21 protein-coding genes and 1 pseudogene are annotated in these 23,870 nt (G+C 73.9%); all 22 read right to left on the reverse strand.

Features of this window, described 5'->3' with window-relative positions; genetic code table 11:
• Positions 1-13: 13 nt before the first annotated feature.
• The 22 genes and pseudogenes from GTY58_RS19020 to GTY58_RS19125 all read right to left on the reverse strand — a co-directional run bounded on the left by GTY58_RS19020 (position 14) and on the right by GTY58_RS19125 (position 23,846).
• Positions 14-193, reverse strand: coding sequence for an MbtH family NRPS accessory protein (locus GTY58_RS19020; protein WP_242432316.1), 180 nt, complete (start codon positions 191-193; stop codon positions 14-16).
• A 120-nt stretch (positions 194-313) separates the two neighbouring features.
• On the reverse strand, positions 314-1,318 hold the full coding sequence (sbnB, locus tag GTY58_RS19025; RefSeq protein ID WP_010985076.1) for a 2,3-diaminopropionate biosynthesis protein SbnB: 1,005 nt from the start codon (positions 1,316-1,318) through the stop codon (positions 314-316).
• A gap of 91 nt (positions 1,319-1,409) precedes the next feature.
• Positions 1,410-2,210: an FkbM family methyltransferase gene (locus GTY58_RS19030; protein WP_010985077.1), complete on the reverse strand. Its 801-nt coding sequence runs from the start codon at positions 2,208-2,210 to the stop codon at positions 1,410-1,412.
• Positions 2,207-3,547 (reverse strand): condensation domain-containing protein, encoded by a 1,341-nt coding sequence (locus tag GTY58_RS19035; RefSeq protein ID WP_010985078.1) that lies wholly within the window; start codon positions 3,545-3,547, stop codon positions 2,207-2,209. The genes GTY58_RS19030 and GTY58_RS19035 overlap by 4 nt, the downstream gene beginning before the upstream one ends.
• A gap of 13 nt (positions 3,548-3,560) precedes the next feature.
• On the reverse strand, positions 3,561-4,613 hold the full coding sequence (gene sbnA / locus GTY58_RS19040; protein ID WP_308698971.1) for a 2,3-diaminopropionate biosynthesis protein SbnA: 1,053 nt from the start codon (positions 4,611-4,613) through the stop codon (positions 3,561-3,563).
• Between the two features lie 184 nt (positions 4,614-4,797).
• Positions 4,798-5,064, reverse strand: coding sequence for an acyl carrier protein (locus tag GTY58_RS19045; protein WP_010985080.1), 267 nt, complete (start codon positions 5,062-5,064; stop codon positions 4,798-4,800).
• Positions 5,064-6,893 (reverse strand): acyl-CoA dehydrogenase family protein, encoded by a 1,830-nt coding sequence (locus GTY58_RS19050; RefSeq protein ID WP_010985081.1) that lies wholly within the window; start codon positions 6,891-6,893, stop codon positions 5,064-5,066. The genes GTY58_RS19045 and GTY58_RS19050 overlap by 1 nt, the downstream gene beginning before the upstream one ends.
• Entirely contained in the window at positions 6,890-10,585 is a 3,696-nt protein-coding gene (locus tag GTY58_RS19055) for an AMP-binding protein (protein ID WP_052082285.1), read from the reverse strand. The genes GTY58_RS19050 and GTY58_RS19055 overlap by 4 nt, the downstream gene beginning before the upstream one ends.
• Before the next feature lie 266 nt (positions 10,586-10,851).
• A complete protein-coding gene (locus tag GTY58_RS19060) occupies positions 10,852-11,589 on the reverse strand; it encodes a 2-hydroxychromene-2-carboxylate isomerase (RefSeq protein WP_242432310.1) in 738 nt (245 codons plus the stop codon).
• Positions 11,586-12,305: a 3-oxoacyl-[acyl-carrier-protein] reductase gene (gene fabG / locus GTY58_RS19065; RefSeq protein WP_037645152.1), complete on the reverse strand. Its 720-nt coding sequence runs from the start codon at positions 12,303-12,305 to the stop codon at positions 11,586-11,588. The genes GTY58_RS19060 and fabG overlap by 4 nt, the downstream gene beginning before the upstream one ends.
• A gap of 233 nt (positions 12,306-12,538) precedes the next feature.
• A complete protein-coding gene (locus GTY58_RS19070) occupies positions 12,539-13,042 on the reverse strand; it encodes a 3-hydroxyacyl-ACP dehydratase (protein WP_242432309.1) in 504 nt (167 codons plus the stop codon).
• A complete protein-coding gene (locus tag GTY58_RS19075; protein WP_010985086.1) occupies positions 13,039-13,503 on the reverse strand; it encodes a dehydratase in 465 nt (154 codons plus the stop codon). Before GTY58_RS19075 ends, GTY58_RS19070 begins: the two co-directional genes overlap by 4 nt.
• Positions 13,500-13,763 carry an acyl carrier protein gene (locus GTY58_RS19080; RefSeq protein ID WP_010985087.1) on the reverse strand — a complete coding sequence of 88 codons (264 nt, stop codon included), beginning with the start codon at positions 13,761-13,763 and terminating at the stop codon, positions 13,500-13,502. The genes GTY58_RS19075 and GTY58_RS19080 overlap by 4 nt, the downstream gene beginning before the upstream one ends.
• 116 nt (positions 13,764-13,879) lie before the next feature.
• Complete coding sequence (locus GTY58_RS19085) at positions 13,880-14,998, reverse strand: beta-ketoacyl synthase N-terminal-like domain-containing protein (protein WP_010985088.1); 1,119 nt, start codon at positions 14,996-14,998, stop codon at positions 13,880-13,882.
• Positions 14,999-15,124: 126 nt separating this feature from the next.
• Complete coding sequence (locus tag GTY58_RS19090; protein WP_010985089.1) at positions 15,125-15,940, reverse strand: SDR family oxidoreductase; 816 nt, start codon at positions 15,938-15,940, stop codon at positions 15,125-15,127.
• Positions 15,924-16,946, reverse strand: a complete 1,023-nt coding sequence (locus tag GTY58_RS19095; protein WP_052295933.1) for a beta-ketoacyl synthase N-terminal-like domain-containing protein — start codon at positions 16,944-16,946, stop codon at positions 15,924-15,926. The genes GTY58_RS19090 and GTY58_RS19095 overlap by 17 nt, the downstream gene beginning before the upstream one ends.
• A 115-nt stretch (positions 16,947-17,061) precedes the next feature.
• Positions 17,062-18,402: a beta-ketoacyl synthase N-terminal-like domain-containing protein gene (locus tag GTY58_RS19100; RefSeq protein WP_063774049.1), complete on the reverse strand. Its 1,341-nt coding sequence runs from the start codon at positions 18,400-18,402 to the stop codon at positions 17,062-17,064.
• Positions 18,399-19,382, reverse strand: a complete 984-nt coding sequence (locus tag GTY58_RS19105; protein WP_010985092.1) for a hypothetical protein — start codon at positions 19,380-19,382, stop codon at positions 18,399-18,401. The genes GTY58_RS19100 and GTY58_RS19105 overlap by 4 nt, the downstream gene beginning before the upstream one ends.
• Positions 19,379-20,155 (reverse strand): annotated as a pseudogene (locus GTY58_RS19110) (alpha/beta fold hydrolase); the annotation flags it as partial. The gene GTY58_RS19105 and the pseudogene GTY58_RS19110, both read right to left, overlap by 4 nt.
• Positions 20,156-20,296: 141 nt before the next feature.
• Positions 20,297-21,382, reverse strand: a complete 1,086-nt coding sequence (locus GTY58_RS19115; RefSeq protein ID WP_010985094.1) for a beta-ketoacyl synthase N-terminal-like domain-containing protein — start codon at positions 21,380-21,382, stop codon at positions 20,297-20,299.
• The gene (locus GTY58_RS19120; RefSeq protein WP_042493262.1) at positions 21,379-22,563 is read right to left on the reverse strand and encodes a beta-ketoacyl synthase N-terminal-like domain-containing protein; all 1,185 of its coding nucleotides are present in this window, start codon (positions 22,561-22,563) and stop codon (positions 21,379-21,381) included. Before GTY58_RS19120 ends, GTY58_RS19115 begins: the two co-directional genes overlap by 4 nt.
• A complete protein-coding gene (locus GTY58_RS19125; protein WP_010985096.1) occupies positions 22,560-23,846 on the reverse strand; it encodes a beta-ketoacyl-[acyl-carrier-protein] synthase family protein in 1,287 nt (428 codons plus the stop codon). Before GTY58_RS19125 ends, GTY58_RS19120 begins: the two co-directional genes overlap by 4 nt.
• Positions 23,847-23,870: the final 24 nt, after the last annotated feature.

Raw genomic sequence — 23,870 nt, forward strand, 5'->3', positions numbered from 1 at the left:
TGGGCGGACGGGCTCAGGCCGCGGAGGACTCGTGCATGTGCCGGCGCAGGCTCAGCGGGCGCATGTCGGTCCACACCTCGGCGATCCGGGCCAGGCACTCCTCGCGGCTGCCCTCGGTGCCCTCGGCGTGCCAGCCGGCCGGCAGGTCACGCCCGGCGGGCCACAGCGAGTACTGCTCCTCGTCGTTGAACACGACCCGCTGGACGGGGCCCTCGGACTGCTGTGCGGCCTGCTGTGCGGGCTGGTCCGCGGCCTGCTGTGCGGTCTGTTCTGCGGTCACGGCAACTCCTTGGTCGGTGATCGGTACAAGTGGTCAGGCAAAGGCGGGCAGGAAGTCCTCGACGCGTACGCCGAGGCCGCGCCGGTCGGCCTCCTCGCGCACGAACTCGGCGAGCGCCAGGTCGAGCACGCCCAGACCGAACGGGGAGTAGACGACGGGCCGGTCCGCGGTGCGGCGGAGCGTGGCCGTGCCGCGCAGCAGGGCGCCGATCGGGGCGGCGACGAAGTCACGGTTGCCGGTGGCCTGCTGGGCGAGGTCGAGGGAGGTGCGCTCGCGGCACACGTGGTCGGCGTCGTCGACGACGTTGACCGCCCCGAGGACGGCCTCGGCGGTCAGGTCCCGCAGGGAGATGTGCAGCACGGTGGTGTCCGGGCCGCACGCCGACAGGTCCATGTGCGGGGTCGCGGCGGTGGTGGCGAGGGAGACGAGGCGGTGCTCGCCGAGCGCGGCGGCCAGGTCGGTCACCGGACGGGCCTTCACCCCGGGGACCTCCTCGGCGCACCGTGCGGCGAAGGCCTCGGCGCGGGCCGGGTCCGTGTCGTACAGGGCGGCCTCGCGCAGGTCCGGCAGGGCGGCGGCCAGGAAGCGCAGGATCTCCAGGTTGATCACACCGCAGCCGATCAGCAGCGCGGCGGCGGGCGGGTTGTCCGCGGTGAGTTCCCGGGCGGCGAGCGCCGCGCTCGCGGCGGTGCGCTTCGCGGAGATCACCGCACCCTCGACGAACGCCACCGGGTGCCCGTTGCCGAGGGAGTTGAGGACGACGGCGGCGCTGGCCCGGTCGGTGCCGGCGGCCACGTTGCCGGGGAAGGAGGAGATCCACTTCATTCCGGCGACGGGCCGCTCACCGCCCCGGTAGGCCGGCAGGCCGATGATCCGGTCCCGGCTGTGGTGCTCCTCGGGGAAACGCAGGAACGTCGAGTGCGGCAGGGACGTCTGCCCCTCGTCGTGCAGCCGGTAGGTCTCGGCGACGAGGTCGATGATCTCCGTCTCCCGGCCGGACAGGACGTCCGTCACATCGGCGCGCCGGAGAATCAGCATGGGATTCCTCTCTGCGGGGCAAAGGCCCGGGAGCCGGGGCTCGGGGGCAGGGCTGTTGACCCTGATGGTGCGAGCGCGCGCTATATGCGGCCTATACGGCCCGTTCGGCCTCGACGTCGTACAGCGCGGTGCCCTTGAGCAGCGGCTCCTGGCGTACGTCGACGGTGAAGCCGTGGGCGTGCAGCAGCCGGAGTACGGCGGCCAGGCGGCCGTCCTCGTCGTGCACCTCGGCGACGACGGCGCGCACGAGGGACCAGTGCGCTTCCTCGAGGCCGAGCAGCACGTCGAGTTCGGCCCGCTCGACGTCGACCTTCAGCAGGTCGACGCGTTCGATGCCGTGCCGGCGGACCAGGTCGGAGGCGGTGACGGCCGGCACGGTGAACTCGACGCCCTCGTGCAGCCCCTCGACGAGTTCCTCGGCGTCCTCGGCGTCGACTCCGCTGTTGCGCAGGAAGGCCAGGGTGATCTCGTCGTCGGCGCGCGGGTCGGCGTAGAGACCGGAGTTGCCCGGCGCGTCGGGGTAGTAGGTGAAACGCAGGAGTCCGGGGCGGTCGGAGACGGCCGCGCACTCCGCCTGCCAGCCGGGCGCCGCGTGGTCGGCCAGGTTGCGGCGCAGACAGGCGTGCAGGTCGGGGGCGGGCTCGGCGGCGACGACGCGGACGCCGGGGCAGGCGCGGGCGCAGTGCACCGACATGAGGCCGACGTTGGCGCCGATGTCGAGGAGGGTGTCGCCGGCCCGCAGCCGCCCGGCCGCCCGGTGGTAGGCGCCGGGCGGCTGCATCTCGCGCCACATCGCCACCGCGGCGGGCCCGTTGGTGCACCAGACGGTGGGTCCTTCGGGCAGTTGCTGGCGTACCGGTCCCCCGGCCGCCGCGGACTCCGTACCGGTCATGACACGCCTCCGAGGGCGAGCAGGAAGAGCAGGTCGTCCTGGGCGACGAGCTCCACGTCGGCGGTCCGGGTGCCGGGCGCGTCGAGGGAGACGTCGATCAGGCGGTGCCAGGTGTCGCGGAAGCGCTCCACGGTGGCCGCGTCGAACAGGTCGGTGTTGTAGCGCAGGACCGCCTTGAAGCCCTGGCTGTCCTGGAGGACTTCGACGGTCAGGTCGAGCTGGCCCTCCTGCTGCGGCACGTCGCACAGTTCGGCGCGCAGCCCGCCCAGCCGGACGGGTCCCTCGTAGAGGCCCGGCACGGGCAGCCGGTCGGCGGCGACGAGGGTGCAGGAGATACGGAAGAGCGGCCCGCGCCCGGCCGTCGTGTCCAGGAGCTCGACGGGATGACGGGCGTGGGCGAGACCGGTGCGCAGCCGGCGCTGTGCGGCCTGCGCGGTCTCCAGAAGCGTGGTCGTCGGGCCGAACACGGCCGCCATGGGAAGGGCGTTGACGTAGTAGCCGACCGCTTCCCTGCTGCGCGGGGTGAAGCGGGTGGTGACCGGGCAGCCGATGAGGAAGCCGTCTCCCGCCCCGGAGCGGTGCAGCGCCGTCTGGAACGTGCCGAGCAGCCAGGCGAACGGGGTCAGCGCATGGCGCGCGGCGGCGTCCCGCAGCCGGGCGGCGGTGCGCTCGGGCAGCGCCAGCTCGACGGTGGCGCCGTTCAGGGTGCGCTGCGGCGGGCGCTGCCGGTCGGTGGGCAGGGTGGCGGCGGTCAGCCCCGCGCACACCTGCCGCCAGTACGCGGCGGCCCGCGCGCCGCGCGGGGATCCGATGAACTCCCGCTCCGCACGCACTTGTTGGTCCCAGTCGGTACCGACGGGCAACGGGTCGGGCGTCTCCACTCCCGTGCGCGCCCCGTACTCGGCGAACAGGTCACGGACCAGCAGCCACTGCGAGGTGGCGTCGCTGACGATGTGGTGGGTGGCCGTGACGAGGACGGCGTCGTCGGGGGCCCGGCGCAGCAGCACCGCCCGGAAGGCGCCCTCGTCGGCGATCCGGAACGGCTCCTCGCCGGCGCGCTGGGCCAGCAGGAAGAGCCGCTCGTCGTCGGCGTCCGGCACCTCCCGCACGTCGAGCCGTACGGCCTCGGCCGGGCCGGTGACACGCACCGGGCCCTGCTCGGTGCCGGGGAAGCGGGAACGCAGCAGTTCGTGCCGGCGGACGAGCGCGGTGAGCGCCTCCTGGAGCACCTCGGTGCGCACCCGGTCCCGCAGGCGCACCGCGAGGACCACGTTGTACGCGGGGCTGTCCGGGTCCAGCTGATGGGTGAGCCAGAGACCTTCCTGGCCGGTGGACATGAGCACGGGCGAATCAGTCCTTCCACAGGTGTGCGACGTCTCCGAAGTTCTGGTTCACCCAGGCGTCGGAATAGATGGTGTCGAGATAGCGGTCGCCGCCGTCGGGGAATATGAGGACGCAGTTCGAGCCCTCCGGAATGCGGTGCCGGATCTTCCACAGCGCGGCGACGGTCGCCCCGGACGAGCCGCCCGCGAGGACCGCTTCACGACCGATGAGCCGGCGGCAGGCGACGACGCATTCCAGATCGGATATGTGCACCACCTCGTCGGCCGCCGAGGCGTCCATCAGGGGCGGCACCACGGAGGCGCCGTGCCCCGGTATGAGCCGCTGGGTGGACTCGAGGCCGAAGATCGCGCTGCCCAGGGCGTCCACCGCGACGATCGTGGTGTCCAGGCCGCGGGCCCTGATGTGGTCACGGCAGCCGCGCAGCGTGCCGAAGGTGCTGACCGAGCAGAAGAGGAAGTCGACCGCACCGTCGAGGGACTCCTCGATCTCCCGCATCGTGGTCTCGTGCGCCTTGGGGTTGAGCAGGCTCGCGTACTGGTTGGGCCAGTACGCGTCCGGCGTCGCGGCCACCAGCTCGCGCACCCGGCGCAGCCGCACGGGCAGGAACTCGCCGGTCAGCTCGTCGCGTTCGGTGACGACCTCGACCTCGGCCCGGAACGCGCTGAGGATGGCGAGGTTCTGCTCGGTGGTCTTGCCGTCGACCACGCAGATGAAGCGCAGTCCGAAGTAGCGGCAGATCTGGGCCAGTCCGACGGCCAGATTGCCCGAGCTGGACTCGATGATCACGGTACGGCCGGGCTGCACCTCGCCGCTGCGGATGCCGGCGAGCAGCATGCCGAGGGCGGAACGGTCCTTGATGCTGCCGCCCGGATTGAACCTCTCGATCTTCCCGAATACCCGGGAGCCGAAATCCGGCAGCAGCCTTTCCAATTCCACAAGTGGGGTGTTTCCTACGGTTGACAGAATGCCTGGGAACGTTTTGTCGGGCACGGCTGCCCCTTCCCGGAGAGTCACTGCGGCACAACACAGAATTGACCCGGGAATTCTCTGCGCGAGCACTATGACGCCCCTATACGCCCCGGCGCCCTGTACGCCCCGGTGCCCCGGTGCGCCCCAAGGCCCCCGGCCGGGCGCGCGTTCGGGCCGGGACCGTCCGGGGAGGGGTCCGGACGGCCCCGGCCTGCCGGGGGGAACAGCTGTGCCGCCCCGGCCTGCCGGGGGGACAGCTGTGTGCTTCGGCTCCCTACGCGGCCAGTTCGGCCGCCAGGAACGCGGTGATGGCGTCGACCGTCGGGTGGTCCCAGGCCATGGTCGGCTCGACGACCAGACCGAAGTGGTCCTCGACGTCGCCGCACAAGGACAGGGCGTACACCGAGTCGAGGCCGAGCTCGGCGAGCTGCGCGCCAGCGTCGATGTCGGCGGCGGGGCGCTCCAGGTAGGAGGCGACGCGCTCGGTGAGCCAGGATCGGATCGCCTCCGGGGAGGTGACGGCGGTGGTGGTCTCGGTCATCAGATGGCTCCTTGGACTCCATGGGAGGGGGCGGCCCGGCGGGCGAGCCGGCCGCGGAACAGATCGAGGGTGCGGCCGGTCTCGTGCCGCTCGGCGAGCTCCGCGAACAGCTGCCGGACGGCGGGCTCGGGCAGCGGCCCCCGGCGCAGGCCGAGCCGCTCGGCCAGCCGGTGCAGCGCCGAGGCGGCCCAGAGCGGGTCGGCGACGAAGCCGTCGGAGGGCGTCGCCGCACGCCAGACGCCGAGGCAGGCGGCGGCCGCGAGCAGCAGGGCGTACCGCTGGGCCAGCAGGAAGGCGCGGCGGCCCGCGACCGGGGTGCGGTCGCGCGGCGGCAGGGCGACCGAGCGCCGGGCGAGTTCGTCCAGTTCCCGCGCGAACAGGCCGGCCAGGTCGGCGAGTTCGGCGAGCTCCGGCCGGGACCGGGCCTCTTCGGCCAGCTCACGGGCGAGGACGGGGAGGTGGCCGGCGAGGCTGTCGGCGCCGCGCGCGGTCAGCTCCAGGCGGCCGAAGTCGAGGGCGGGCAGCGGCTCGTGGAGGCGGAACAGCGTCCGCGGCGCCTCCTGGAACGAGGCGTCCCCGCGCAGCGCGGGCTGCCAGGCGCGCTCGGCGAGCCGCGGCAGCTGCGGCACGATGGTGGAGAGGCACACCGCGCCACTGGCGTGCGCGAGGGCGACGACCGGAAGGTCACGAGCGGCCTTCTGGAAGACGGCGTACGGCCCTTCGCGGAGGTAGCTGCGGGCTCCGAGGAGCACGCCGAGCCGGTAGGAGCTGTCCTGGAGGAACCGGGGCACCAGATACTTCACGGCCGCCGACCGCACACTGGCCTCCGCGGGCAGCAGGTGCAGCGACCGGGCGCCGACGACGGACAGCGCGTCACAGATCAGCAGGTCGAGGAAGGCGCCGGTCAGCGCGGAGCGCACCTCGGGCAGTTCGTGCATGGGCTGCCCGTACAGCAGCCGCTGTCCGGCGAAGTCGAGCACCGCGCGCAGCTGGGTGTCACCGACCCCGACGACCATGCCGGGCAACACGCTGCGGGTCACCTGGAAGACCTTGAGCACGGTCTCCATGGCACCGCCCTCGGTGCCGAGCAGCGCGTCGGCGGGGACCGGGCAGGCGTCGAAGTCGACGCCGCCGAGCAGACAGCCCCGTACCCCTGAGGTGGCGTAGCGGGCGGTGCGGTCCACCCGGTCGGCGGGCAGCGCGTCGAGGTCCACCAGGAGGTGGGAGTGGCCGCGGCTGCCGGGGCGTTCGTCGGTGCGGGCGAACACGACCGCCGCCTCGGCCCGGCCCACGTTGTTGACGAGTTGCTTTCCGCCGTCGAGGAGATAGCCGCCGCCGGGCGCGGGGCGCGCGGCGAGCGAGACACGGGAGAAGTCGCTGCCGTGGTCGAGTTCGGTGTACGCGGCGACGATCCGGCCGCCGCCGAGCAGCAGGCCCGCGGCCCGGTACCGCTGCGTGTCGCTGCCGTCCGCCCAGACGGGCAGGCCGGCGATGAAACTGGTGACGCCATGACCGATGCCGAGGGCGCAGTCCCGCCGGAACAGGCTCCGCATGAGCAGCGCGAACCGGTCGGCCCGCACGAAGCGCCCCCCGTACGCCGCGGGCACGAACTCGGCCCCGAGGCCGAAGTCCCGTAGCGCGCGCTCCCCTTCGGGCAGCAGTTCGCCGCGTTCGTCGGCGGCGAGCACGGCATGCAGCCCGAGCGGGTTGGCCGCGTCGTCCGGGTCGCCGAGGAGGGCTTCGAGACGGTCGACGCGGGCGAGGTCCGGGTCGGGACCGGCGGGGTCGAGGGGGGCGTCGGCGGCGCCGGCGGTCAGCAGGTCGGTCATACCGGCTCCTTGGTCGTGGCCGTCGTGACGGTGGGGATGCGGACCGGGGGCACCGCGGCCGGGCGGCCCTCCCCCAGCGGGCACGGCAGCAGCGAGAACAGCGCCCCCTCCTCGAACTGCGCGTGCAGCGCGGGCAGCAGCCGGTCCAGGGCAGGGCCGTCGGCGTCGTCGAGGTCGGCCGTGCCGGTGAGCCGGCGCAGCAGCCTGGCCAGCACCGCGTCCAGCCACGCCGCGTCGGCCCACAACGGCCCCCTCGCGCGTGCGGTGCCCGCGTTCTCCAGCCACAGGTGCAGGCTCGCCGCGCCCGCGTACACCAGGGCGTAGCGGCGGGCCGAGGCGAAGGCCGTCTCCGGTACCGCGCGGGCGCTGTGCCGGTGGGCGGCGAGTTCCCCGTGCACCTCGTCGGCGAGGGCGAGGAGCTGCTCGGCGCGCGCCACGACGGCCGGCGGCGCCGTGGCCCGGGCGCGCTCCACGGCGTCCGGCAGGGACTGTACGACGCTGGAGCCGGAGCGTGCGTAGAGCGTGAGCCGGCCGTGGTCGAGCTCGGGCGTCGGCCCGTCGAGGCGGGCGGCCGCGGCGACCGCGTCCCGGTCGGCGAGTCCCTTGCGGTACCCGCGGGTGAGCACGGGGAACTGGTTGATCAGGGAGTTGAGGTTGACCGCCGTGCTCCCGTCGAAGATGCCGACGATGCGGTGGTCGCGCTCCACCTTCTGGAAGGCTCCGTCGGCGAAGTCCTCGGTGAGCATCGCCCGGGCGCCGAGCAGTCCGCGCAGCTCTCCGACGACCTCGTCGCCGAGGGTCGGCACCAGGTACTTGACCACGGCGGAGACCGCGCTCTGCTCCTCGGTGAGGGTGTGCAGGGAGCGGGTCGCGACGAGGCTGACGGCCTCCATGGCGAGCAGGTCGGCGTAGCTCTCCGCCAAGGTCCGGGCGGCGTGCGGGAGTTCGGCGAGCGGGCGCCGGTAGAGGAGGTGGGTGCGGGCGAAGTCCAGGGCGATGCGCAGTGCGTGGTCGGTCATGCCGAGCGACATCGCCGAGCAGAGCGTGCGGGTGATCTGGAAGCCCTTGAGGATGATCTCCAGTCCCTCGCCCTCGGCGCCGATCAGCGCGTCCTCGGGCAGCTCGGCGCCGGTGAAGGCGATGCCGCTGATGTCGGCGCCGCGCACGCCGTGCGTCGGTACGCCGGCCAGCGGGCGCCAGCTGTCCGGCGCGAGCCGTGCCTTGTCGACGAGGAAGAGACTGAAGCCGCGGCTGCCGCCCGCCTCGTCGGTGCGGGCGAGGACGCAGACCAGTTCGGCCCGCGTCGCGTTGTTGATCAGCCACTTCTCGCCGTCGAGCCGCCAGCCGCGGGGCGTCCGCCCGGCCCGCAGCTCGCCCGCGAGCAGGTCGCTGCCGTGGGCGCGCTCGGTTGCCGCCAGCGAGACCACGGCACCGGCCGTCACCCGCGCCGCGAGCGCCGCGGCCTGCTCGGGCCGGCCCGCGACCCAGACGGAGACGGCACCCAGGTAGGTCTTGACATGGCCGAGGGCGACGGTGAAGTCACGCCGGCCCAGCGTCCGGATCAGCTGCAACAGCTCCTCACTGCCGCGCAGTTCACCGCCGTACCGGGCGGGCGCGAACCAGCGCGGCACGCCCAGGGCGTCCAGCTCCCGGCAGATCGCGGCGGGGAACTCCTCGGCGCGGTCGAGTTCCGCGCTGCGCCGGAAGGAGAACTCCGCGCTCCCGTCCCGGGGATCCCCGAGCCGCACTTCCAGCTCCCGACTGAGCGCATACGGATCCCAGCCCCCCGCACCCACACCCCCACCGACCGACCCGGCCAACTCGTACGCACTCCGGCCGCCGGCGGGCGCTGCGGGCTCGGCGGACGGCGTCGATCGCGTGGATGGTGTCGTTGGCGTGGATGGTGTCGATGACGTGGATGGCGTCTCCCGCGTCCGCCCGCCGCTCCGAAAGGCCGTCGCGAGTTCCGGTGCCAGTTCCTCGTGCAGGGGCTGGAGTTCGCCGCCCTCGAAGAGGCCGCGCATCAGGGTGCGTTGGATCTTGCCGCTCGTGGTGCGCCGGATCCGGCCCGCCTTGACGAGGGCGACGCCCCCGACCCGTACCCCGAGCCGCCGGGCGAGCCCGGCGCGCGCGGTGCGGGCCAGAGCGGCCAGTTCCTCCCCGGACAGCCCCCGGCCGCGCACCTCCTGGACGGCGACGATCTCCTCCGGCGCGTGGGCGCCCCCGGGCCGCACCGCGAAGACGGCGGCGGGCAGGTCGGCGAAGGCCGGTGCGAGGTCGCGCAGTTCGCGTTCGATGTCGTGCGGATACAGGTTCCGGCCGTGCACGATGATCATTTCCTTGATGCGGCCGGTCACATACAGCTCGCCGGCGCGCAGCGCTCCGAGGTCACCGGTGCGCAGGAAGCCCGTGTCACCGTCGGCCGTCGCCGCGCCGAAGGTCCGCCGGGTCTCCTCGGCCCGGTTCCAGTACCCGAGGGCGACACTCCCGCCGCGGATCCAGATCTCACCGACCCGCCCCTCGGACAGTTCGGCCCGCGTCCCGGGGTCCACGACGCGCACATCGAGGCCGCGCACGATGCCGCTGCTCACCAACTCCTGTGCGGTGGAGCCCGGTTCGGCCTCGGCGACCTCGCCGCCGGCCAGTGCCGAGGGGTCGGCGCGAAGCACGACCGGCGGCCGGTCGGCCCGGGTGCCGGAGACATAGAGGGTGGCCTCGGCGAGCCCGTACCCCGGCAGCAGGGACCGCGCCGAGAAGCCCGCGCCCGCGAAGCGCTCCGCGAACCGGGTGAGGGTCGCGGCGTCGACGGGCTCGGCGCCGTTGCAGGCGTACCGCCAGCTCGACAGGTCGAGGCCGGCGGTCTGCTCCTCGGTCAGACGGCGCGCGCACAGGTCGTACGCGAAGTTCGGGGCGCAGCTGATCTCGGCGCGGTGCCGCTCGATCAGCCGCAGCCAGGAGACGGGCCGCTTGAGGAAGTCGGTGGACGACATCAGCACGGCCGTGCCGCCCAGATAAAGCGGGGCGAGCATCATCGCGATCAGGCCCATGTCGTGGTACGCGGGCAGCCAGCTGCACCAGGTCATGCCGCCGTGCCAGCCGTGGCAGTCGCGCATCAGCCGCAGGTTGTGCACGAGGGCGCCGTGCGGCACCATCACGCCCTTCGGCTCACTGGTCGACCCGGACGTGTACTGGAGGAAGCAGAGTGCCTCCGGCCCGACGGGCCACTCGTGCCACGCGTCCGCGTCGCCCGCCTCCTGCGCCGACTCCACGGTGGCGACGGTCAGTTCGGGCAGCGCGTCCCGCTCGCCGTCCAGCCAGCGGCGCACCGCGCCCGCGCTCGCCTCGTCGGTGAGGACCAGGCGGGCCCCGGTGTCCCCGGCGATCGCGGTCGTACGGGCCTCCTGCCGCCCGAACCCCCCGGGCACGGGCACCGGAACGGGCACGGCGCCCACGTAGAGGCAGGCCAGGAAGGCCCGGAGAAAGCCGGTGCCGGGCCCGCAGGAGACCAGTACCCGGTCCCCGGGCGTGACGCGATCGCCGAGCGCGTGCGCGGCGGCGCGTACGGCACGGTCCAGGGCCGCGTACGTCACGTCCTCCTCGGCCGCGCCCGCGCTGAAGCGGACGGCGCTGCGGGTCGGCGTGTCCGCGACCCTGTGGCGCAGCGCGCTGACGAAGCTCTCGAAGCCGGACACCCCAACTACCCACCCTCTGCGGCTTCTCGGAGCCGCGCTCGCCCAGCAGCGGTACGGAACCCCAGGCAACCGCCCCCCGCTATGCGGCACCTATATGCACCCGCCCACGTCAGCGGCCCGGACACGAATACGAACGCGAACGCGAACGCGAACGGGCAGCCGCCCGGCCCGGCCCCCGAGGGGCGACCGCACAACGGCCGCCGCACGGACGCCCGGAGGAAGCGCCGTGCGGCGGCCGGGGGATGCGGCCGGCCCGGGAGACGGGCTCAGCCGCACCCGCCCGCGTGACCGTCGTCGACGGACGCCGCGGGTACGGGAAGGGGGTCCCCGGAGTCGTCCGGGACCCCCGTGAGGTCGGCGGCGGTCTTGGCCGCGAGCGCCGCGGCGAAGGCCGGGAGGCGGTCGACGCCCCAGTACTTGTCGAAGTGGTCGACGAAGAACGGCACGCCGAACACCCCGTCGCGCTGAATCTCCAGAAGCACCCGCACACCCTCCGCGCGAAGCCCCGAGTCGTCGGACGCGGTGGCCAGTTCCTCGGCGTCCAGACCGAGTTCCGCGGCGAAGCCGGCGATCACGGTCCGGTCGCAGATGTCCAGGCCCAGCTCCCAGCGGGCCCGCGCGGCCAGCGCGATGTATTGCGCTCCCACCCCGTGCCGGGCGGCGGCCAGGTAGCCGAGGTGCGGCACCTCCCAGACGGGCTCGCGGTCCACCGGCCAGGTGAACTCCAGCCCCCGCTCGCCCGCCAGCCGCCGTACGTCCTGAAGGATGTACCGGTGCTTCTCCGGGGACATCGGCGTGTACGGGAACGCTCCCCCCGCCTCGGCGAGCAGCTTGCGGCTCAGCTCGTCCGGCTCGAAGAACGGCACCCACTCCACGGCCGCGGCCGTGGCCGGATACCGGTCGAGCAGGTCCCGGTAGGCGAGCCAGGAGTACGGGCTGCGCAGGGAGAAGTAGAAGCGCGGGGGCCGCCTGCGACGGCGCCCCGCGCGCACGGCGGCGCTCACAGCGCGATACCGCCGTCCACCTGGAACACCTGCCCGGTGATGTACGCGGCCTCGGACGAGAGCAGGAAGGCGACCAGGGCCGCCACGTCCTCCGGTCGCCCGAACCGCTTCAGCGGAATCCGGCCCAGCATCTCCTTGGCCACCTTCGGCGGCAGCTCCGAGGTCATGTCGGTGTCGATGAAGCCCGGGGCCACCGAGTTGGCGCGTATCCCGTGCCGGCCGCCCTCCTTGGCGAGCGACCGGGTGAAGCCGATGATCCCGGACTTCGACGCGGAGTAGTTGGTCTGGCCCGCGTTGCCCGCGACCCCGGCCACCGAGGAGAGCGTGACCACGGCCCCGCCGCCCCGCTTGATCATCGGGAAGGCCACCGCACGGCACAGGTTGTAGGTGCCGTCCAGGTTGGTGCGCAGCACCGCGTCCCAGTCCTCGTCCGGCATCAGGACCAGCGGGCTGTCGCGGGTGATGCCGGCCGAGGTGACCACCGCCGAGGCGGGGCCGAGTTCCTCCTCGGCCGCGGTGACGAACTCCCGTACCTGCGTACGGTCCGTCACGTCCACGCGCCGGGACAGCACCCGGCGGCCCAGCTCGCGCACCTCCTTCTCCACCAGGGCCGCCGCCTGGTCGTCGGAGCGGTAGCAGAAGCCGATGTCGTAGCCGTCGCTCGCCAGCCGCGCGACGACCGCGCGGCCGATACCCCGCGAACCTCCGGTGACCAGCGCGACCTTGTCGCCCGGCGCGGCCTGGTCGCCCGGCGCGACCTTGTCGCCCGGCGCGGCCTTGTCGCCCGGCGCGACCTTGTCGCCCGGCGCGACCTTGTCACCCGGCGCGACCTTGTCACCCGGCGCGACCTTGTCACCCGGCGCGGCCTGGTCGCCCGGCGCGACCTTGTCACCCGGCGCGACCTTGTCACCCGGCGTGGACCTGCTCTGTTCGGACATGGGTCCTCTCCTCACACACTCAGCAGGGCACGGTCGGGCGCCGGAAGCAGCTCGGTGACGTCCCGCAGCGCCACCACGAACGATCCGATCCGCAGCACCTCACGGCCGCCGGCGAGCGTCTCGCCGGCGAGGATCGCCGTCTCGTCCACGGACTTCACCAGGCGCACCCGGTGCTCGAGGACGTCCCCCGGATAGGCGCGCTCTCCGATGACCGCATCTCCGATGGAACCGGCCAGCTCGACCTTCCCGGCGAGCACGTCCGGATTGGGGTTCTCCCACACCGAGAGCAGCACCGCGGACTGGGCCCACGACTCGATGACGAGCGAGGTCGGATACGCGTAGTCGGCCGGGGCGGCGTCCTGGCCGAGCGGCGCGTAGCAGGGCTCGTTGCCGGAGACCGCCTTGTACGCGGTCAGCCGCGTTCCGGGCACCACGTCCGCGACCCGGTCCACCAGCAGGATCTCCCCGCGGTGCGGAATGGTGTTCTTGATCCGGTCGATGCCGTGCACGGTCACGGGGTTTCCTCTTCTTCCTGCTTCGCGCGGTAGCGCAGCCGGATGTCGGCGACCTTCCCGCGGTTGGTGGCCACGGCGGCCTTGAAGAGCAGCCCGGCGGCGTTGTCCACGACGGACACGTCGGCGAGCACCCGGTCGCCGGGGTAGACGGGACGGTGGAAGCGGCAGCGGTCCATGGCGGCCAGCTCCAGCTCCGTACCGCTGTCCGCGGTGCCGGCCGTACCGCTGTCCGCACCGCTGCCGGGGTCGGCGCCGTCGTCCTGGGCGCGGCCGTTGTCCTTGGCCCACTGGCGCACCGTGCGGTCCGCCGCCTCGATGAGGAACACGCCGGGCAGCACGGGGAAGCCGGGATAGTGCCCGGCGATGACGGGCCCGTCCACCGGGGCGTCGAAGGCGGTGACGGCGCCCGAGGGACCGGTACGGATCAGCTCCAGGTCGCCCAGCGGCGTCGCGGCGCTCATCGGGTGTCCCCGAGCTTGCTCGTCAGCAGTTCGTACGTGCCCTGCAGCGAGGTGATCGAGGTCAGCTCGGCCTCGGCGAGCCGTACCCCGTATTCCTTCTCCAGCCGCACGGTGATCTCCAGGGCCATCAGCGAGTCGACGTCCAGGTCCTCCATGAAGTCGGCGTCGTCGGTGACCTCCGCGACATCCAGGTCGAGCACATCGGCGACCAGTTCGCGCAGCTGTTCCTTGTCGAGCGCGGTGGTGGTGGTCTCGGGCATGAGGGAGACACGTCCTTCCGGATGGTGGTGGGCATACGCCGGCCGGTGACCGGCGTACGAGTGGTGAATGAGCAGACGGCGCAGCCGCAGCGCCCTGCGGCGCGCCCGGGCGCCCCTCACGGCGTACCGGTACGCAGCACGACCGCACCGGTCTGGCCGTCCGGGTCGACGGAGGTGACGAGCACCGGGGTGCCCTCGCCGCCGGCCGCGACGGCGGCGGCGAGCTGCATCGACGCCGAGGCCGCGCCCAGGTCGCCGGTCAGCCTGCGCAGCCGCAGCCGCGGCGGCCGGTGTTCTCCGAAGAGGTCGGCGAGCGCCGCGTCCTCGCGGGCGCCGAGCTCGCCGCCGCTGTCCGACGGCACCAGCAGGGCGACCTCCTCGGGCCGTACCTCGGCGTTCTTGAGCGCCTCGGTGACCGACCGGGCGACCGCGTCCTTGGCCCGCTCCTGGTCGGTGAAGGCGATGAACCGGGCGGCGAGCAGTGAAGCGAGCGGTGTACGGCCGTGGGCGCGGGCCCGGCCGAGCGATTCGAGCAGGAACAGCGCGCAGCCCTCGCCGAGCGGCCCGGCCGGCTGCCGGTGCGGGCCGCCGGTGCGCGCCCGGTACTCCAGCCAGGCGCGCGCGGTCGAGAACTCCTCGACCGCGCCGCACAGCACGGCCTCGCAGTGCCGCTGCCGCAGCAGCCGGGCCGCGTAGTTGAGAGCCAGCAGACCGGTCGCGGCACCGCCCGCCACCGTGGTGTTGGGGCCGCGGAGCGTGTGCCAGATGGCGCTCTGGCCGGCCGCGCGGTTCATCACGGTGTTGGGGAACAGGGCCGGGTCGACGTGGAACGGCTTGTCGCCGGTCAGGGAGTCCCGGGTGAAGTCCATGATGCTCTGCACGCTGCCGTGTCCGGTGCCGAGCACCATGCCCACGGCCTCCGGGGCGTCCTGGGCCAGACCGGGACCGGCCTCCTCCAGGAGCAGTCCCGCGGTGGCGACGGCGAGCGCGGTGGCCCGGTCCATGGCCCGGGTGCCCTTGCGGCCGAGGACCGCCTTCGCCGCGAAGTCCGGTACGCGGCCGGCCCGTTCGTAGGGTCCGAGGTCCGTGGCGTCGTCCGCGCCGCGCACCGCGTCGACGTCCCCGAGCACCCCCGCGGCGAAGGCCTCGGCGCCGAGTCCGTACGGCGACGCGGCCGACCAGCCGGAGACGACCAGGGTGTCCGGGTCCGCCCCGGTGGCAAGACTGACACTCATCGCTTTCTGCTCCTGTCGGTGAAGGTCGTACGAGGGGAAGCTCAGGGGAAGGTCCTGCTGCCCGGGGGAAAGGTCCGGTGCTCCGGGGGAAGGGTCCGGTGCTCCGGGGGGCGAAGGTCTCGGCGTTCAGCCCCACGCCCCGGCGGCGGCGTGCAGTTCGCCCCCGTCGATGCCGATGGTGTTGCCGGTCAGCCAGGACGACTCGGTGCGGGAGAGCAGCGCGACGGCGTCCGCGACGTCGTCGGGGCGGGTGAGGCGGCCGTGCGGGTTGTTCTCGGCGGCGCGCTCGATGTAGCCGGCGTGCTCCGGGATGCGTTGCAGGGCGGGAGTGACGGTGGTGCCGGCGCGCAGCGCGTTCACCGCGATGCCGCTGGTCGCCAACTCGGCCGCGAGCTGCCGGACATGGGACTCCAGGGCACTCTTGGCGGCGGAGACGGCACCGTAGCTGGGCAGATGCTGGGAGGTGCCCGCACTGGTCATGGCGTAGACCTTCGAACCGCTGCGCAGCAGCCCCGCGGCGAGCAGGTCCTGGGTCCAGTAGACGAGGCTGTGGGCCATCACATCGAGGGTCATCTCCAGCTGCCGTACGCTGATCGGCCGGTCCCAGCCCTCCCTCGGCGTGAACGGGACCAGGGTGCCGAAGGCCAGCGAGTGGACCAGGATCCGGATGCCACCGTTGGCGCCGGTCAACTCGGCCAGTTGCGGGACGAGTTCGGCACGGGTGGCCTTGGAGGCGGCGTTCGTGTTGAAGAAGCGGGCCTCGACGCCGAGGCTCCGGATCTCCTCGACGAGCGCCTCGACCTCCTCGGCGCGCGCCGCCGTGTCGAAGTGCACCCCGGCGACGTGCACGCCTTCCCTGGCCAGACCGAGCGCGATGGCCCGGCCGATCCCGCTGGACGCCCCGAGGACCAGGCACCAGCTCCCCTCAAGCGACTTCAGCATGCGATGGCTCCTGTGTGGTGAGGCGGGACGGACGGGCGGGCGAGACCCGGACGAGGGCGACGTGTCCGGCGCCGGTGGCGCAGACGACGAGCCGGTCGGGGCCGTCCGGCGAGGTGACGGCGTGAGCGAGGGCGAACGCGGGACCGAGACAGCCGACCCGCGGAGTGCCCGGGGGGTGTGCGATCTCGGGTGCCCCCGAGGGCATGGGGAGCCGGGGGCCGGTGGCGGGCAGGCCGGCACCGGGCGCCGCACCGGCGACGGCGAGCGCCACCGCCTCGCCGACGGCGGACTCGTCGAGGACGAGGACGAGGTCGAGGTCGGGGTCGGGGTCGAGGTCGAGGTCGCGGCTCACGGGGACGGGCGGCCCGCCCGCCGGGCCGAGGAGCAGGTCCGCGAGCGCCTCCGACAGATAGGCGGCGGCCCGCTCCCGGCCCGCGCTGTCGCGCAGCGCGCCCGGCGGTACGAACAGGGAGCGGGCCCGCAGTGTGCCGTGCACCCGGGCGCCGCGGGCCCGCGCCGCCGCGAGGGGCTCCAGCGTGAACGCGGCGGCGCCCTGCTCACCACCGCCGCCGCGCACCGCCGGCAGCGGCTCCTCGGCCGCCGCCAGCACAAGCGTGTCGCAGCGGCCGGCGGCCAGCGCGAGCGCCCCCGTGGACAGCGCGTCCGCGGCGGCCGTGCGGGCGGTGGCGACCGTGAGGGCGAAGCCCTTCAGTTCGAGTTCGGCGGCGAGCCGGTTGCCGAGGACGTTGACCGCGAAGTAGGGGGCCGTGGCGGGCGACAGATGTGCCGCGCCGCCGTCCTCGGCGACGGTCGCGTCCATGGCGTCGAAGAGCGAGGCGAGCCCCGCGCCGGTGGCGAGCAGCAGCCCGCGGCGGTCGGCGGGGACCGCGTCGGGCCGTCCGCCGTCGGCGAGCGCGGCCCGCGCGGCGGCCAGGGCGTACTGGGCGGCGGCCGGAAGGTACTTTGTATCCGCGCGGGCCCCAGCCGCTCCCGGTGGTCGAACCACCTCTCGGCGCCGGGCATCGCCGCCCCGCCCGCCGCCGCGGCGACCTCGGCCGTGTCCCCCCAGGGAGAGACGACCCCGGACCCCGGTCACGGCCAGCTCCAACAACCCACCCGGCTCACGACACCCCACCACCCTCCACCGTCCGCCGAACCACGCCTCCCGACCCACCACCGGGCCCCACCACCGCCCCGCCGCCCGCCGAGCCCGACCCGCCGGACACGGAACCCACCCCGCCCCCGGACGCGGCGCCCGCCCGCTCCCCAGCCGCCGAGCCCCCGGAGGGCCCCGTGGGTGTCCCGCTCTCCAGCACCAGCGACGCGTTGTTGCCGCCGAAGCCGTACGCGTTGACCAGCACCCGGCGGGCTCCGTCGGCGAGCGGTACCGCGTCGCCCTGCGGCAGCAGCACCTCGCACTCGGGGTCCTGCTCCTTGAGCGGCACGTTCGGCGGGACCTCGCCGTGCCGCAGGATCAGCGCGGCCGCGACCGCGCCGAGCGCGGCGGACGCCCCGCCCGTGTGGCCGAGCAGTGCCTTGAGGCTGTACAGCGGCACCCGCGCCGCGCGCGGCCCGAGGGCCCGGTGCAGCGCACGGCTCTCGAGGACGTCGTTGAGCCGGGTGCCGGTGCCGTGCGGTACGACGCAGCCGACCGTGTCCGGCGCCGCGCCCAGGGCCTCGCGCATGGCCCGTACGACCTGCTCCGCGTCGGCCTGCGGAGCCGTCGGATGGTCCGCGTCGCAGCTCCATGCCACACCGGTGAGTCGCGGCGCCCCGTCCGGCGAGGACAGCACGCCGCGCGCCCGGGCGTGCGCGGCCGACTCGACGACGAACACGCCCGCGCCCTCGCCGAACACCGTGCCGGCCCGGTCGCGTTCGAAGGGCCGGCAGCGCTCGGGGTCGACCGCGCCGAGCCGGTTGAAGCAGCCGAGCGCGACCCGCGAGTACGCGTCGGAACCACCGGCGATCACCACGTCCGCCTCGCCCGCGCGCACCAGGTCCGCCGCGATGCCGAGGGCGTAGCCGCCGGCCGCGCAGGCGTTGCCGATGTCGTGGACGGTGGCGAACAGACCGAGTTCACCGGCGAGCGCCGAGGCGAGCCGGAACGGCGGCTGCCAGCCGTCGTCCGCGCCCCGCCCGCGCTCGTTGCCGCCGGGCTCGCCCATGCAGCTGCCGAACACGACGGCCGTACGGGCGGCGGCGAGTGACGGTCCGTCGAGTCCGGCGTCGGACAGCGCCTCGGCGGCGGCGAGCGAGGCGAAGCGGGTCGCCCGCTCGGCCCTGAGGTCGGGGTCGGGCACCAGGCTGATCAGCGGCAGGTCCATCCGGGCGAGCGGGTCCGCCGGCCGGTCCGGCAGCCGGGTCCCGGCCGCCGTCATGGCCCGCCACAGGGTGTCGGCGCCCGCACCGTGGCAGGTGACGGCGCCGATCCCGGTGACCACGACCTCGACCTCGCGGTTCATGCCGAACGGCCCTCCAGGGCCGCGTTCATGCGGTCGTCGAAGGAGACCAGGCTCCAGTCGCGGCGGTTCTCGATCACCGCGTAGCCGTGGGTGATCCGCCCGGTCGCGGTCTGCACCAGCTGCCCGTCGCGTACGACGTACGTGTCCATGCGCGAGTCGTACGTGAAGCCCTTGAAGACGCTCTCGACGGTGAGGACGACATACAGGTCCTCCTCCATGCGCGCCTCGTCGAGCACCGTGATGCGCGAGTGCGGCACGACCGGGATCCAGTTCTGCTCGTCGAGCAGGGTCTTGATGGAGACGCCCCGGTCGGCGACGAGCCGGTCCTTGGCCTCCTCCATGAGCCGCAGATAGCCGGACATCTGCTGGCGCTCCGTGAAGTGGCAGTACCAGTAGGGGATACGGAACTTCCAGGCGTACGCGTTGCGCCCGGCCGTCAGCTCCTTGACCAGGTCGTCGGCCGCGAGGTCCACCTCGACGGGTTCCGGGGTCCAGCCGGGCACCGCGCCGAGCCGGTCCACCGCGAACGGCGCGAGCGCGGCCGGGACGGGCAGTTCGCCGCCGCCGCGCGGGTCGAGGCGCAGCTGGACCCGTACGGTCGAGGTGACGGCCTTCAGCAGGGTCTCGCGCCGCACATGGAGCGTGACGGCGAGGACCAGTTCGCCGTCCTTGGCCTTGCGGTGCGGCTTCACCTCGGCGATCGCGGTGTCGTCGATGTGGAAGGCGTGCAGGATGCGGGTGTCGATGTCGACGATGTCCGTGCACAGTCCGTAGGTCTCGTAGACCGTGCCCGGGGCGATCCCGGCCTGCCGCAGATGGTTGAGAACGGCTTCCTCGACGAGGTAGTTGACGTGCTTGAAGCCGATCCAGGTGCAGATGTTGGAGCCCTCGTAGCGGGGGCGGATCTCCAGGGAGCTGGGCTCCTTCAGGGCGAGGACCGCGGCCTCGATGTCAGCCGTGTCAGCGGTGTTCGTGGTCACGTCAACTCCGGTGCGTAGGGGGCGTAGGGATGGACGGAAAGGTGCTCGGAAAGCTCGTCGGAAAGCTGGTCGGAAGGGTGGTCCGAAGGGTGCGGGGAGGTGCCGGCGAAGACCTCGTGCAGCAGCCCGTGCACCGCGTCCGCGAAGCGGTCCGGCTGCTCCGCCATGGCGAAGTGGCCGCAGCCGTCGAAGAGCCGGAACCTGCCGTCGGGCAGCGCGGCGGCCAGCGCGCGGGCGTCGTCCGGCGGCGCCGCGAAGTCCTGCGTCCCCGCCACGACGAGCACCGGCAGCCGCAGCGCGCCGACGTCGAGGAAGGGGCTGCGCAGATACGCGCCGAAGAACTGCTGCCAGCCGTACGGCCCGATCCGGTCCCGCACCCGCAGCGCCATCGCGGCGCGCAGCTGCGGGGCGAGGCGGTCCCCCGCGCTGATCCGCAGGCCCTCGTCGAGGATGCGGTGGAAGCCGCTCAGGTAGTAGGTGGCGTCGTCCCAGGTGAACTCCCCGGGCGTGCGCCGGTGGAAGGGGGCCACCACCACCGCGGCGCGCGGCCCGCGTCCCGCGCCCCGGCGGGCGAGTGCCTCCAGGGCCGGTCCCGCGGTGAAGGAGTGCACGACGATCACGTCGGCACCGCCGGGCACGCTGTCCAGGGCGTGCTCCACATGGTCCGCCGGGTCGTCGCGCAGACTCCAGTCGGGGTCGCCGTCCGCGCTCCAGGGCAGCACGGCCTCCCACAACTCGACGCGTGCCGAGGCCCGCTGCTCGTACGCCCGCCAGACGGAGGCGCATGCCCGCCAGCCCGTGCAACGTGAGCATCCGCACCGGTTCCCGGGTGTCCCGGGCGGCCCGCCGCAGCCGCACGGAGGCGGTGGGCGGCCGGGTGGCGGCGGACGGCCCGGAGCCGGCGGACAGCCCGCTCATCGCACGCCGCCCGCCGGCCGGGGTGCCGCCGCGACCGCCGCGACGGCACCGGGTGCGGTGAGGATCAGGGCCGCGCCCGCGTCGTCGCCGCCCGCGTCGCCGGTGCCCGCGCTGACCAGCGCCACCTCGCCGTCCCCGGGTCCGGTGTCCAGCCAGACGGCGGCCGCGGCGCACTGGAGCACACCGAGCGCACCGGACGAGGGACCGAACAGTGCGGACAGGTCGTGGACGGGGGCGGAGCCGGCCGCCGCGCCGAGGGCCGGCGCGGGGGCGCGTACGCCCTCCGGGTGTTCGGGCACGCACCACAGGCCGACCGGCCCCGGACGCAGCGCCCGGACCTCGGCGACGGCCTCCGCGTGGTCGCCCCGGCGGGCGTACGGGCCGATGGCGGCCAGCGGCCGCACTCCCCTCGCGTGTGCCGAGGAGGGCGACTCGACGACCAGTGCCACCGCTCCGTCGAAGAGCACCGGCGCGCCGAACTCTCCGTACGCCTCATGGTCCGAGGCCTCCGCGGCGTCCGTGACATGGCGCACCGCCGGGTTGTCCGGCTCGACGCCGGCCACGAGCACCCGCTCGACCCGGCCCGCCGCGATCAGCAGGCGGGCCCAGTTGACGGCGTCGAGACCGGAGGTGGGCCCGTTGCACAGGGTCAGATTGGCCCCGCGCAACCCGTGGGTGATGGCCAGCCAGGAGGCGACCACGTTGCTGGAGGTGGCGGGCAGCAGCATCGGGCTGGTCGCCAGATAGGTCGATTCGGCGATCGTCCGCACGGTCTCGCAGACCGTGTCGGCGTTGCCGTAGTTGGTGCTGGCGACGACCCCGGTGGCCTCCCCCGACACCGTCAGCTCACCGGCCGCGTCGACCAGTTCGGCCGCGCGCAGCGCGTCCTTGGCCGCGGCCATGGCGAGCTTGGTGGCCCGGTCCTTGTAGCGCAGGCCGCGCCCGGTGAGGCGGGAGACGGGGTCGGCCGCCGACCGGTGCCCGGCGGGCAGGGGTCCGAACAGGGCCGCCGGGCCGTCGAGGCCCCGTACGGCCGTACCGATTCCGGTGATCACGACGTCCGCCGTGCGCGCGGTACTCACTGGCCCGCTCCTTCTTCGGAGGCCGGCGGGCCGTCGACCCGCTCCACGACCGCGACCGCGTTGAGCCCGCCGAACCCGAACGAGTCGATCTGGGCGATCCGCAGCGGCGCCGAAGCCCGCTCGGCGGTGCCCCGCACCAGGCGGAAGCCCGCGACGGCCTCGACCGGGTCGTCGAGGTACACGGTCGGCGGGATGGTCCCGGTCCGCAGCACGTCGACGGCCGCCACCAGGCTGTGCAGCCCCGACGCCCCGGCGGTGTGCCCGGTCATCGACTTGATCGCGGTCATGTACGGGGAGGGGTCGAGGCCCCCGAACACCGTGCCGAGCGCGGTGGATTCGGCCTCGTCGTTCAGCGGGGTCCCGGTCCCGTGCAGCATGACCAGGTCGATGTCCGCCGGCCGTACGCCGGCCCGCAGATGCGCCTCCTGGACGGCGGCGGCGATGTTCTTGGCGTCGGGTGCCGACGGGTGATGGGCGTCGCAGTTGACGGCGACTCCCCGCACCCGCGTATGGACACGGGCACCGGGTCCCGGGCCGTCGGCCTCCCTGCGCAGCACCACGGCCACCGCGCCCTCGCCCTGGAGCATTCCGCGCCGGGCCCGGTCGAAGGGCCGTACGCGGTCGGGGGCTTCGGGGTAGCAGCGGTCGAGGAGCCCGTACGTGCTCTCGGTGATGGTGTCGACCCCGGCGACGACGACGGTGTCCGCCGCGCCGAGGTCGAGCAGGTCGGCGCCGAGGGCCAGGGCGTAGAGCGAGGCCGAGCAGGCGTTGGCGACGGTGTGGGTGTCGACGGCCCCGAAGCGGCGCCGCAGCATGGTGCCGAAGTGCAGATCGGCGGCGTCGAAGGGGATGCCGTCCCGCCAGGACAGCTCCACCGAGCGCAGTTCGCGCAGGGTGGTGCCGACGAGCACCGGCACCCGCGACAGGTCGTCGCCGAGCCCGGCGTCGGCCGCCGCCGCGGCGACGGCCCGCTCCAGCCAGCGGGTGGCCCGCAGCGGCTCGTCGACGCCCGGCGCAGGACGGTCGTCGATCTCGTACGCGACCTGCGCACGGAAGTTGTCGCGGTCGTAGCCCCGCAGCGGTGCGAGCCCGCTGCGGCCCTCGACCAGCGAACCGAAGATCTCCTCGACGCTGTCGCCGATGCTGGCGACGGCGCCCATCCCGGTCACGATCCAGCTCATGCCGCGCTCCGGTAGGCCCCGAGGATCAGTACGGCGTTGTTGCCGCCGAAGGCGAGGGCGTTGTTCTGCACGACGGACAGTTCCGTCTCGACCGCCTGGTTGGGCACGCAGTCGACACCGCACTCGGGGTCGGTCTCCCGGTGGTTGACCGTCGGCGGGATGAAGCCCTCGGTGATCGCCAGCGCGCAGGCCGCCGCGGAGACCGCGCTGGCCGCGCCCATGCTGTGGCCGATCATCGACTTGATGGAGACGGTGCGCGGCATGGCGTCCTCGCCGAACACCTGGCGGATGGCGCCCGCCTCGGTGATGTCGTTGGCCTTGGTGCCGGTGCCGTGCGCGGAGACGAAGTCGACCTGGTCCGGGGTGATGCCCGCGTTGCGGTGCGCGATCCGGATGGTCCGCGCGATGCTGTCCCGGTCGGGGGCGACGGGGTGCAGCGCGTCGCAGGCGAGCCCGTACCCGAGCACCTCGGCGTAGATCCGGGCACCGCGGGCGAGCGCCGAGTCGAGACTCTCCATCAGGAGGATGCCCGCTCCCTCGCCGGTGAGGATGCCCTCGCGGTCCTTGTCGAAGGGCCGGCACACCTCGGGGGCGATGGTGCCGAGCCGGTAGAAACCGGTGAACGTCTTGCGGCAGGCGGCGTCGGCGCCGCCGCACAGGGCGATGTCGACATCGCCGCTGCGCAGCGCGTCGTAGCCGTAGCCGACCGCGTAGTTGCCCGCCGCGCACGCGGTCGGGATCGTGACGGCCTCCACGTCCTCGAGTTCCAGCTCGCGGACGATGCCGGCGGACAGGCGCCCGGCGGGGATGCGCCGGGCGACGGCCGGTTCGTACTCTTCGGGCCCGTTCTCCAGGCCCGCGGCGACGAGTTGGTCGAGGTCGCGGGACTCGCCGTCCGTGGTGCCGACGGACACCAGGGACCGGCGGGCCCGCACGTCCTCCTCGTGCAGACCGGCGTCCGCGACCGCCATCCTGGCGGCGGCCACCGCGAACTGGCTCGCCCGGCCCAGTTCCTCGGGGTGCTGCCGGTCGAGCCAGCGCTCCGGCTCGAAGTCGGTGACCTCGCAGCCGTTGGCGTGGGCGAACCCGGTCGTGTCGAACGCGGTGATCGGCTTGACGCCGCTGCGTCCCGCACGGAGGCCGGCGGTGAAGGCCTCGACACCGATGCCGATGCTGGTGACCACGCCGAGCCCGGTGATGACCACCCGGCGTCCGGCGGCCTCGGGGCGCGGGTCCTCGGGTCCGCCGTGACCGCGCGCGTCTGTGTTGATCGAAGCGTTCATCGAAGCTCACCCATCTGACGGTCG

It is taken from the genome of Streptomyces sp. SID5469 (assembly GCF_009862865.1).
GTDB lineage: Bacteria > Actinomycetota > Actinomycetes > Streptomycetales > Streptomycetaceae > Streptomyces > Streptomyces avermitilis.